General features: G+C 55.1%; 10 protein-coding genes. 6 read left to right on the plus strand and 4 right to left on the minus strand.

The annotated features are described in order from the left end of the window. The 4 genes from ACYZYZ_RS06835 to ACYZYZ_RS06850 form a co-directional block, all read right to left on the minus strand. Positions 1 to 409: dihydroxy-acid dehydratase domain-containing protein (locus tag ACYZYZ_RS06835; protein ID WP_461483722.1), on the minus strand; the 409-nt coding region annotated here is incomplete at its 3' end. Positions 410 to 478: 69 nt separating this feature from the next. Next, a complete protein-coding gene (argA, locus tag ACYZYZ_RS06840) occupies positions 479 to 1,786 on the minus strand; it encodes an amino-acid N-acetyltransferase (protein ID WP_461483723.1) in 1,308 nt (435 codons plus the stop codon). Between the two features lie 29 nt (positions 1,787 to 1,815). Continuing rightward, positions 1,816 to 2,943: an acetylornithine deacetylase gene (gene argE / locus ACYZYZ_RS06845; protein ID WP_461483724.1), complete on the minus strand. Its 1,128-nt coding sequence runs from the start codon at positions 2,941 to 2,943 to the stop codon at positions 1,816 to 1,818. Between the two features lie 105 nt (positions 2,944 to 3,048). Then, positions 3,049 to 3,285 carry a DUF6316 family protein gene (locus ACYZYZ_RS06850; RefSeq protein ID WP_461483725.1) on the minus strand — a complete coding sequence of 79 codons (237 nt, stop codon included), beginning with the start codon at positions 3,283 to 3,285 and terminating at the stop codon, positions 3,049 to 3,051. A gap of 206 nt (positions 3,286 to 3,491) precedes the next feature. On the opposite strand from ACYZYZ_RS06850, the gene ACYZYZ_RS06855 reads away from it, so the two are divergent. From ACYZYZ_RS06855 to ACYZYZ_RS06880, 6 genes are all read left to right on the plus strand, one after another. After that, a complete protein-coding gene (locus tag ACYZYZ_RS06855) occupies positions 3,492 to 5,267 on the plus strand; it encodes a GspE/PulE family protein (protein ID WP_461483726.1) in 1,776 nt (591 codons plus the stop codon). Between the two features lie 84 nt (positions 5,268 to 5,351). Beyond that, positions 5,352 to 8,252: a bifunctional [glutamate--ammonia ligase]-adenylyl-L-tyrosine phosphorylase/[glutamate--ammonia-ligase] adenylyltransferase gene (gene glnE, locus ACYZYZ_RS06860; protein WP_461483727.1), complete on the plus strand. Its 2,901-nt coding sequence runs from the start codon at positions 5,352 to 5,354 to the stop codon at positions 8,250 to 8,252. Positions 8,253 to 8,299: 47 nt separating this feature from the next. Beyond that, on the plus strand, positions 8,300 to 9,229 hold the full coding sequence (locus ACYZYZ_RS06865; protein ID WP_461483728.1) for a branched-chain amino acid transaminase: 930 nt from the start codon (positions 8,300 to 8,302) through the stop codon (positions 9,227 to 9,229). Positions 9,230 to 9,252: 23 nt separating this feature from the next. Further along, positions 9,253 to 10,320 carry a lipopolysaccharide heptosyltransferase II gene (waaF, locus tag ACYZYZ_RS06870; protein ID WP_461483729.1) on the plus strand — a complete coding sequence of 356 codons (1,068 nt, stop codon included), beginning with the start codon at positions 9,253 to 9,255 and terminating at the stop codon, positions 10,318 to 10,320. Next, positions 10,317 to 10,667: a hypothetical protein gene (locus tag ACYZYZ_RS06875; RefSeq protein WP_461483731.1), complete on the plus strand. Its 351-nt coding sequence runs from the start codon at positions 10,317 to 10,319 to the stop codon at positions 10,665 to 10,667. The genes waaF and ACYZYZ_RS06875 overlap by 4 nt, the downstream gene beginning before the upstream one ends. Next, the coding region (locus ACYZYZ_RS06880; RefSeq protein WP_461483730.1) for a tetraacyldisaccharide 4'-kinase at positions 10,597 to 10,921 on the plus strand (325 nt) is incomplete at its 3' end. The genes ACYZYZ_RS06875 and ACYZYZ_RS06880, both read left to right, overlap by 71 nt.

Consider the following 10,921-nt stretch of genomic DNA (forward strand, 5'->3'; position numbering starts at 1 on the left):
TCAGGCGCATGGCTGCCATCAACATCCCGGGGGTGATCTTGTCGCAGTTGGAAATGCATACCAGTGCGTCGGCGCAGTGCGCATTCACCATGTACTCGACCGAGTCGGCAATAATGTCTCGTGAGGGCAGTGAATAGAGCATGCCGTCGTGCCCCATGGCGATGCCATCGTCGACGGCGATGGTGTTGAACTCGCGACCAATACCACCGGCCTTGGCAACTTCTTCGGCAACCAGCTGGCCCATGTCCTTGAGGTGAACGTGTCCCGGCACAAACTGGGTGAATGAGTTGGCGATGGCGATGATCGGCTTGTTGAAATCATCATCGGTCATCCCGGTGGCTCGCCAAAGGGCGCGAGCTCCGGCCATGTTTCTGCCTTTGGTGGTTGTGTGTGAGCGGTATTTGGCCATCTCTGTTCCTGCCGTCCTGAAAAAAACAAGGCGGCAAGGATAGCAGAGACAGTGGTGATGAATCAGCAGTTATAGGAGATTCTTGCAGAATATCCGTGACTTGCGCTGGAAGTTGTAGAGGCTTTTGCGCTCAGCGGGCAATTCCTCCAGTGTGACGTCAACAAAGCCCTTTTCCTTAAACCAGTCGCTGGCATGGGTTGTCAGGACAAACAGCTGCCGTATTTTCTTCTGACTGGCATAGGTTTCCAGCTGGGCAAGCAGCCGAGAGGCAAAACCACGATTCTGGAAGTCAGGGTGCGTGGCGACACAGGCTAGCTCGGCAGAATGGCCATCGCTGAAAGGATAGAGCGCGGCGCAGCCCACCAGCGTGCCCTCGGCGTGTTGCATGACCATAAAGCGGTTGATTTCCGTTTCCAGCAGTTCCCGTGAACGCTTGACCAGGATGCCCTTCTGCTCCAGAGGTTCAATCAGCTCCAGCAGACCACCCACATCATCAATGGTGGCCTGACGGATGATTTCCTTGCCATTTTTGAGGATCAGGGTGCCGCTGCCCTCGCGGGTAAACAGTTCTGTGAGTAATGCGCCGTTATCGGCATAGCTGATGATATGGCTGCGTAACACGCCATTTTCACAGGCCTGGTAACAGGCGAGTAGGTTTCTCTGCAGGGAGATGTTTTCAGCCTGCGAGATGAGGGTCTGGGGTACTTCGTTCAGTGAGAGCATTTTGATCAGGTTGCCCTGATCGTCGCAAAGGCCGTTTTCAGCACTGAACATCACCAGTTTTTCCGCTCCCAGGCTCACCGCGGCCTGGGTGGCAATATCCTCATAGTTGAGATTGTATGGTTCTCCGGTGGGTGAGTAGCCAATGGGAGATAACAATACCAGCGCGCCGTCATCCAGTTGTTTCTGAATGGCCTTCTGGTCGATGCGCCGCACCTCCCCAGTGTGGTGAAAGTCGATACCATCCCTAACCCCAAGGGGTTTGGCAGTGATCAGGTTGCCGCCAAATACCCGAATGCGAGCTCCGTGCATGGGTGAGTTTGCCGCACCTGTGGATAGCTGTGCTTCAATGGTGATTCTGGCGCTACCCACAGCATCTTTCACACAGGCCATGGTGACACTGTCCGTGATGCGTGTATTTTGGTCGAACCGAGCCTCTATGGCGCAATTGGTGAGCCGCTCTTCAATCTGGTGGCGCGCGCCGTGCACCAGCACCAGGCGAATGCCGAGACTGTGCAGCAGGGCAATATCGTGCACGATGTTTGTGAAATTGGCGTGTGCAATCCCCTCGCCACTGATGGCGAGGACAAAGGTTTTCCCCCGGTGCGCATTGATGTAGGGGGAGGTGTCGCGCAGGAACTTCACATAATCTGACACAGTATCAGCCGTTCATTGTTGTTGGGGCATTATAAACAGCAGCGGCCAATCAGTTGAATCAGAAAATCCACCGTGGGCTGAATGCGTTCCAGTGGCAGATATTCATCCGGTTGGTGGGCTTGCTCGACACTGCCTGGACCAAGGATGACCACATCCATTCCAAGATCTTTCAGATAGGGCGCTTCTGTCGCAAAAGAGACCGATTCACAGCTGTGGTGGGTCAGGGCTTCGCAGATCTTCACCATGGATGAATGCGGCTCGGTGGCAAAGGCGGGAACGCAGTAATGGTCGATGTTGATCATGACGTCGTCGCGCTCCTGAAGGGGCAGGATGCGCTCGGAAATCTGCTGTTGCAGGGCCGTCATGTCCATGCCTGGCAGGGGGCGTATTTCGAAGCCCAGTTCACACCTTCCGCAAATACGATTGGGGTTGTTGCCGCCATGAATGCAGCCGAGGTTCATGGTCGGGTAGGCGACCTGGAAGGTCGGGTTGTTGTGACTACCCTGTAACTCGTCTCTCAGTTTCAGCAATTCGCCCAGTGCCGAATGCATGGTTTCCATGGCATTGCGACCCAATGACGGATCGCTGGAGTGGCCGGAGCGGCCTTCAATCACCAGTTTCTCCACCATGATGCCCTTGTGCATATTAATGGGCTTCATGCCGGTGGGTTCGCCGATCAGGGCATAGCGTGCCCGGGGACGTCCTGCTGCAGCGAGCATCTGTGCGCCGGCCATGGAGGATTCCTCATCGGCAGTGGCGAGGATAATCAGCGGTTGTTTCAGTGGTTTGCTGACAAACTGTTTTGCTGCTTCGATCACCAGTGGGAAGAAGCCTTTCATATCACAGGTGCCTAGACCGTAGAGACGGTGGTTTTTCTCCACCATCTTGAACGGGTCGTGGCTCCATAGGCTGTCGTCACAGGGCACTGTGTCGGTATGCCCTGCCAGTACCAGGCCGCCGGGTCCATTGCCGAGGGTGGCGATGAGGTTGGCTTTGCGGGGGTCGGCGAGGGGCATGACTTCGGTGGCAAATCCGAGGTCGGATAACCACTGGGCCAGTAGCTCAATGACCTCACGGTTGCCCTGGTCTATGTCGGCATTGACGCTGCTGATGGAGTTGGCGGCAATCAGCCGCTGAAGCATGGGGATAAGTTGCATGGGCTGAGTGTAAGGGGCAGACCCAAAAAAGCAATTACCGGTCACAACAAAGTCCGGTAATCATAATGGTTTCCGGGCTGCGTGCAGGGATATGCGGGCTGGTAATTATGTCAGCGAATAAGCACGCATCAGGAATTGATGGGACATGGCGTCTATCTCTGTGTGCCCAGCAAGAACATCGGCAGCGTAAGCCTTGGCGGCTTTCTGTGCAGTATCTTTGGATTTGAAGGGGCCGACCATCCGTGTATTTTCCCGGATAGCAAAGAACCATTTCCCGTTCATGCACTCAATTCTCTCGGAACGGAAGTGCGTTGTTTCATCCTCACCTTGTCTGGTCAGCATGGCAGACCTCCCTGAAACAGGTTTTTGTGACTTGGTTCTTAAATATTAGTAGAGATCGTCGTGATGGAAGTGCCGCCTGTCGTTTTTTACGGCATCACGGTATCGCGGGCACTTAATCCTGTTGAAACACATTATGTTGGTTGTCGCTCTTTCTGATAGCCTTCATACTCAAAAGATGTCTGAAAAATCGGCCTGGGTGGAACAATATGGCGGTGGGTGAAGTGGCGGAGCGACTGCTGGATTTGGGTAACGTGCTCAATGATCTGGTCACCGATGGTCTGCTTACACAGCAGGATGCCAATGCAATTGCTGGTTCACAGCGCAACCGGGAGCAGTCACTGTTGCATCCGCTGGCCTACATTGCTGGCCAGCGTCCTGAAAACCGGGCTGATCCGGGCAAGCAGCTTTCCATTGAGAGCCTGACGCAGTGGCTGGCTCAGCGCGCCGGTCTGGATGTGGCTCATATTGACCCCCTGAAAATCGATGTAACCTCTGTCACTGCGGTGATGTCCTTCCAGTTTGCCCGTCGCCACAACATTCTCTGTATTGATGCCGGCGGTGACGAGCTAATGATTGCTACCTCCCAGCCGTTCATGGCCTCCTGGCTGGAAGACTTGAAACAAACCACCCGCAAGCCCATACGCCGGGTGGTTGCCAACCCGGTGGATATCGCCAAGTACACCCTGGAATTCTATTCGCTGGCAAAGTCAGTCTTTGGCGCCAAGGGTATCGCCGGAACCAATAAGGCTGGGGTGGCCAACTTTGAGCAGTTGCTCCAGATTGGCTCCCTGAAGGACCCCGATGCCCAGGATCAGCACATCATCAATATTGTTGACTGGCTACTGCAGTATGCGTTTGATCAGCGCGCCAGTGATATTCACCTGGAGCCGCGTCGTGAAAAGGGCAAGATTCGTTTTCGCATCGACGGAGTATTGCACCAGGTATATGAACTGCCCGATGCTGTGATGACCGCGGTGACCAGTCGCCTAAAAATTCTTGGTCGCATGAATGTCGCCGAAAAACGCCGTCCGCAGGATGGTCGCGTGAAAACCGTGACGCCAGAGGGCAATGAGGTGGAGTTGCGCCTGTCGACACTGCCCACTGCCTTCGGTGAAAAGCTGGTGATGCGGATATTTGATCCGGATGTACTGCTGCGAGGATTCCAGGAGCTGGGCCTGTGCGGTGATGATCTGAAACGCTGGCAGGATATGACTGGCAGGCCCCATGGCATCGTGCTGGTGACTGGCCCTACCGGTTCAGGTAAGACCACCACGTTATATTCCACCCTCAAGGAGCTGGCGACGGAAGATGTGAACGTCAGCACCATAGAAGACCCTATCGAGATGGTGGAGGACAGCTTTAACCAAAGCCAGGTGCAACCCAAAATAGAATTCAGCTTCGCTGCCGGTATTCGCACGCTCATGCGGCAAGACCCGGACATTGTCATGGTGGGGGAAATACGGGATCTGGAGACAGCCGAAATGGCGGTGCAGGCAGCACTGACAGGGCATCTGGTACTGTCGACGTTACATACCAACGATGCCCCAACGGCCATCACCCGACTGCTGGATCTGGGGGTTCCCGCTCACCTGATCAAGGTCACACTGAATGGTGTGATGGCGCAGCGGCTGGTACGAACGCTCTGCCCCCATTGTAAGGAGGCGGTACCGGTGACCGGGGCAGAATGGGATTCGCTGGTGACGCCGTGGAAAGTGAAATCCCCCCAGCAACTATATCGTCCAGTGGGTTGCCTGGAATGCCGGAATACCGGTTATCTCGGGCGCCAGGGTATTTATGAAATCTTGCCCGTCACCGAAACCATTCAACAGCTGATCACGGCAGATACCGATACCACCGCGTTGCGTTTGCAGGCCATGAAGGAAGGAATGCGTACTCTGCGGCTTAGCGGTGCCCAGAAAGTGGGTGCGGGGACCACATCTGTGGAAGAGGTCCTGAGGGTTGCGCCGGCCTCAGGAAAATAATAATGAACTGTTGGCGTCTGAAAGATAGCTGACAGCAGAAAATAACTTGCGGTCCGCAGTGGCCCCATACGACCGAGAAAGACCATGCATCAATTATCGTTGCCATCACCCTTGATGGAGAACTGGTTGCGTCACCAGGAGCATTTCCGGAACCGTGCCGGGTCAGAGCAGACTGACTGGCTGGATGAGACCCTGCAGGATAAACAGTTTGCCCACGCTATTGGCATCGCTTGGGGTGGCAGTGAGTTTGTGGCCACAACTTGCGTGCAACAGCCGACGATGTTCCAGGAGCTGGTGTTGTCCGGTGATCTGGATAACGCCCTTGCCCCAGGCGAGCTGGAGCAACGACTGCGATCACACCTGGATGGCGTTGCGTCCGAGGAAGAACTGCTGAAGAAGCTGCGGTTGTTCCGCAACCGTGAAATGGTGCGAATCGTGTGGCGTGATTTCAATCGCCTCGCGGAACTTGAAGAAACCACCGGAGACATGACGTCTCTGGCGGAAGCGGTTCTAAGCGTCACCCTGGAGTATCTCTATGGGCGAGCCTGCGAGGAGTGGGGAACTCCCCTCGATCGTCAGGGCAATCCCCAGCAGATGGTGATTCTCGGTATGGGCAAGCTGGGGGCTTGGGAGCTGAATGTCTCTTCCGATATCGATCTGATTTTTACTTATCCGGAAGCCGGTGAAACCAGCGGTGGCAAGCGCAATTTAAGCAATCAGGAATTCTTTGTCCGCCTTGGGCAGCGACTGATCAAGGCGCTGGATGCACGCACGGCGGAAGGCTTTGTGTTCCGGGTAGACATGCGCCTGCGGCCCTATGGGCAGAGCGGCGCTCTGGTGCTCAACTTTGACGCTATGGAAGAGTATTACCAGACCCAGGGAAGAGACTGGGAACGCTATGCGATGATCAAAGCCCGGGTGGTGGCTGGCGACCAGCAGGCGGGTCGCCAGCTGATGACCATGCTGCGACCATTTACCTACCGCAAATACATCGACTTCAGCGCCTTCGAGTCTCTGCGCAGCATGAAGGCCATGATTAATCGCGAGGTACAACGCAAGGGGTTGTCAGCTGACGTCAAGCGCGGCGCTGGCGGTATTCGCGAAGTTGAATTCATTGCTCAGGCGTTTCAGATCATCCGTGGTGGCCGCGACAGCCGTTTTCAGACGCCAGAGCTAAAGGCGGTTTTGCCCCTGATTGCAGAGGAGGGCATGTTGTCCTCTGAGGAAGCAAAACAGCTTTATGAGGGATACCGGTTTTTGCGCAATGTCGAGCACGTTCTGCAGGGGTGGCAGGACCGTCAGACACAACTGCTGCCTCAGGATGCCGAGGGGCAGGCGCTTGTTGCCGTGTTAATGGGTTATTCAGATTGGTCGCAATTTCTGGAGAGATTGGATAAGCACCGCTCGTGCATACGGGGCCTGTTTGAAGATGTGGTGGCGGAAGATCGTCGGGATGCCGAAGCCTCCACGGAAACACAGGATTGCGAGCTGGCCAAAACTGTGTGGTTGAGTTCAGATCCTGAAGGTCAGATGGCTGAAGCGCTGGCTGAGCTGGGGTATGACGATGTTGCAAAGGCCGTCAACGGTATTGTCAGTTTGCGCGACAGTCATGCCGTGCTGGCAATGGCCAATGATACCCGGGGCCGCCTTGATGGCCTGATGCCGCGGCTGATACCCGTTTGCGGGCAGATGCCAAACAGCGCCGAAACCCTATGCCGTGTCCTCAAGCTTATTGCTGCCGTGGCGCGGCGCAGTGCCTACCTGGTGTTGTTGCGGGAAAATCCATCTGCGCTGCAAACGACGGTTGAGTTATTTTCCGCCAGTAGTTGGGTGGCCGATCAGCTGATTCGCTATCCGGCCTTGCTGGATGAGTTGCTTGATAACCGCAGTTTATTATCCCTTCCCGACCGTGCAGCCCTTTCGGATGAACTCCGACAACAGTTGTTGCGCATCCCCAGTGATGATTTTGAAACACAGATGGAAGTGCTGCGGTATTTTCAGCGCTCCCACGGGCTGCATGTGGCCGCCTGTGAGGTGGAGGGCATTCTGCCACTGATGCAGGTCAGTGATTATCTCACCTGGCTGGCTGAGGCCATTCTTGAGCACGTGTTGGAAATGGCTTGGGAACAACTGGTGGCGCGACACGGGAAACCCAGAACAGTCACAGGCGAAGATGCCGGCTTCCTGATCGTGGGCTATGGCAAGCTCGGGGGCATCGAGCTGGGACATGGTTCCGATCTGGATCTGGTGTTTCTGCACAATGCCGATCCGGCGAAATCAACAGATGGTGAAAAGGCAATAGATAGTGCTTCATTCTTTGCTCGGCTCGGGCAGAGGATCATCCATATACTGACTGCGCGATTGCCCTCCGGTGACCTGTACGAAGTGGATATGCGTCTCAGGCCGTCCGGAAATTCGGGCATGCTGGTTTCTTCAATCGGTGCATTTGAAAAATACCAGATGGAAGAGGCCTGGATATGGGAGCATCAGGCATTGGTACGGGCCCGCACCATTGCAGGTGATGAAACTCTCGCCGAACAGTTCTATGCCATACGTGAGCGGGTACTTTGTCGTCAGCGGGATACGCTAGAGTTGAAACAGGCCGTTGTCGAGATGCGTGACAAAATGCGAAAGCATCTGGGCTCGGGGGCTGGGGGCCAGTCGGGAGAAGGAATATTCAACCTAAAGCAGGATGCCGGAGGTATCGTTGACATTGAATTTGTGGTTCAATTTGCGGTCTTGGCCTGGTCCCACGACATTACCGGTTTAACCCATTGGAGCGATAATATTCGCATCCTTGAGTCACTCGAGGAGAGTGGCGTTCTATCCAGTGACGATGCTCAATGCCTGATCAGTGCCTATAAGAAATATCGCTCCGCCGGTCACCGTTTGCAATTACAGCAGGCTACAGGTGTCGTTGATGCAACGGAATTTTCCGCTGAACGGGAGCAGGTAAAAGCAGTCTGGCAGCGACTGCTGGGATAATAAGTGCCTGTCCGTACCAAGAAACGGACGGTTTTGAGGAGACATTAATGTCATTTGCCGATCGTGATGGTTATATCTGGTTTGATGGTGAGATGGTGCCCTGGCGCGATGCCAAGGTGCACGTTCTGACCCATACCCTGCACTATGGCATGGGGGTTTTTGAGGGTGTGCGTGCCTACGAAACACCGGACAGCGGTGCGGCAATTTTCCGCTTGCAGGACCACACCGACCGTTTGTTTCGTTCCGCCAAAATCATGGGCATGAAAATGCCTTACAGCAAAGACGAGCTCAACGAAGCCCAAAAACAGGTGGTGCGGGAAAATGACCTGCACGAGGCTTACCTGAGGCCGATGGCGTTCCTCGGCTCCGAGGGCATGGGGTTGCGTGCGGACACCCTGCAAACCCATGTGATTGTGGCGGCCTGGACCTGGCCTTCCTATATGAGCCCGGAGTCCCTGGAAAAGGGGCTGCGCATTCGCACATCTTCCTATACCCGACATCATGTCAACATTGCCATGACCAAGGCGAAGGCCAATGGTAACTACATCAATTCCATGCTTGCACTGCGCGAAGCGCTTGACTGTGGTTGTGACGAGGCTTTGCTGCTGGACCCGGAAGGTTATGTGGCCGAGGGCAGTGGTGAGAATGTCTTTGTGGTTCGCGACCAGGTGCTCTACACCCCGGAGCTGACCTCGTGTTTGGATGGGATTACCCGCAAAACAGTTATGCAGTTGGCTGCTGAATTCGGATACAAAGTGGTGGAGAAGCGCATCACCCGCGACGAGGTTTACGTGGCCGACGAGGCATTCTTCACAGGAACTGCGGCAGAAGTGCTACCCATTCGGGAGCTTGATGGACGAGAAATCGGTTCCGGCTCTAGAGGGCCGATTACCGAGCAGTTGCAGTCGCAGTATTTCGACCTGGTGAGGGGGCGACTCGCCAAGCACGCAGAGTGGTTGGCACCGGTGAGTCAATAACTCCCGGCTTCCCGGGGAAAATCATGACTGAGGCCAGAAAAATTCTCATCATCGGTCCCTCTTGGGTGGGGGACATGGTGATGGCCCAGTCGCTCTTCATTCTTCTCAAACAGCAATCTCCCGACTGTCAGATCGATGTGTTGGCTCCTGCCTGGAGCCGACCACTGTTGGCACGTATGCCACAGGTGAATAGGGCAATTGACATGCCCGTGGGTCACGGCAGTCTGATGTGGTCTGTGCGCAGACAGGTAGCTCGCGAGCTCAAGGCCGAGGGGTATGACCAGGCCATCCTGTTGCCCAACTCCCTGAAATCTGCCCTGATCCCGATGTTCGCAGGTATTCCCCTGCGTACGGGCTGGAAGGGGGAGTTCCGGTACGGGTTGGTCAATGACATCCGGCTATTGGACGAAACACGCTATCCGCTAATGGTTCAGCGCTTTGATGCCCTGGCTTTGCCCCCCGGGGCACCGCTACCGGAAAAATTACCCATTCCCGACCTGCATGCTGATTCCGCTCGAGTGCCGGGGCTGCGCCAACAGTTTGGCCTGACCGACGAGCGACCAGTCTTGGCACTTTGCCCGGGCGCCGAGTTCGGGCCGGCCAAACGCTGGCCAGAAAAGTACTATGCTGAAGTGGCAGCCCATCGGTTATCTCTGGGTTGGCAGGTGTGGCTGATGGGCTCAGAGAAAGACAAGGCCGTGGCCGGGGCCATCATTGAGACCTTGCCTGAGCACCTCCGGCAGCAGTGCCACAATCTGGCGGGAGTCACCAAGCTGGAAGATGCGATTGATCTTTTGTCAGTCTGCGATGCGGTTGTCAGCAACGATTCCGGCTTAATGCATATTTCAGCTGCGCTAAACAGGCCGCTGGTGGTGGTTTACGGTTCTACTTCGCCAGGTTTCACCCCGCCCCTGAATGAGCGGGTGGCCATTGTTTCCATTCCTGTGGATTGTGGACCCTGTTTCAAGCGCGAGTGTCCATTGGGGCATATGAAGTGTCTCAATGACTTGCCCCCTCAAAGGGTGATCACGGCACTGGAAAAGTTGTTGTCCTCTGAGTCGTTGGATGCCGATAAAGGTCGGTTGTCTTGAAGCTCGCGTTCTGTTTCTACAAGTATTTTCCCTATGGTGGGTTGCAGCGGGATTTTTTGCGTATTGCCAAAGCCTGTGTGGACCGGGGGCATGACGTTATAGCCTATACATTGAGTTGGGATGGCGACCAGCCGGACTGGCTTCAAGTGGTAGTCGCCCCTGTAAAGGCGGCAAGCGGGCCCGCCAGGTACAGAAAGTTTTCAGCCTGGGTAGACGACGCGATCAAGCGGCACCCCGTGGATGCGGTGGTGGGATTTAACAAAATGCCTGGCCTGGATGTCTATTACTGTGCAGACCCCTGTTTTGAACATAAATCCCGTCACCTTCGGCCGTGGTGGTACCGGTAAGACACCTATGATTCTTTGGTTGATAAAGGAGGTTTTTAACGCTAAAAAGGTAGTTGTTCTAAGTCGGGGTTATGGTAGAAAATCAGTGGGTTTTAAATGGGTGAAGAGTGAATCTACACCCGCAGAGGTAGGCGATGAGCCCTTGCAAATTTTTAATTCTTCGAGCCAGGTTCCTGTTGCGGTTTGCGAGGATAGAAGGCTCGGAATTGAGCGAATTGTAAGTGATCTCTCTCCTGATATCATTTTGCTTGATG

This window comes from Porticoccus sp. (genome assembly GCA_023261185.1).
Lineage (GTDB): Bacteria > Pseudomonadota > Gammaproteobacteria > Pseudomonadales > Porticoccaceae > Porticoccus > Porticoccus litoralis.

Bases quoted from the DNA above. Each gene is read 5' to 3' on its own strand.
- ACYZYZ_RS06855 (WP_461483726.1), top strand. From the start codon at position 3,492: ATGGCGGTGGGTGAAGTGGCGGAGCGACTGCTGGATTTGGGTAACGTG.
- ACYZYZ_RS06850 (WP_461483725.1), bottom strand. From the start codon at position 3,285: ATGCTGACCAGACAAGGTGAGGATGAAACAACGCACTTCCGTTCCGAG.
- waaF (WP_461483729.1), top strand. From the start codon at position 9,253: ATGACTGAGGCCAGAAAAATTCTCATCATCGGTCCCTCTTGGGTGGGG.
- argE (WP_461483724.1), bottom strand. From the start codon at position 2,943: ATGCAACTTATCCCCATGCTTCAGCGGCTGATTGCCGCCAACTCCATC.
- ACYZYZ_RS06865 (WP_461483728.1), top strand. From the start codon at position 8,300: ATGTCATTTGCCGATCGTGATGGTTATATCTGGTTTGATGGTGAGATG.
- glnE (WP_461483727.1), top strand. From the start codon at position 5,352: ATGCATCAATTATCGTTGCCATCACCCTTGATGGAGAACTGGTTGCGT.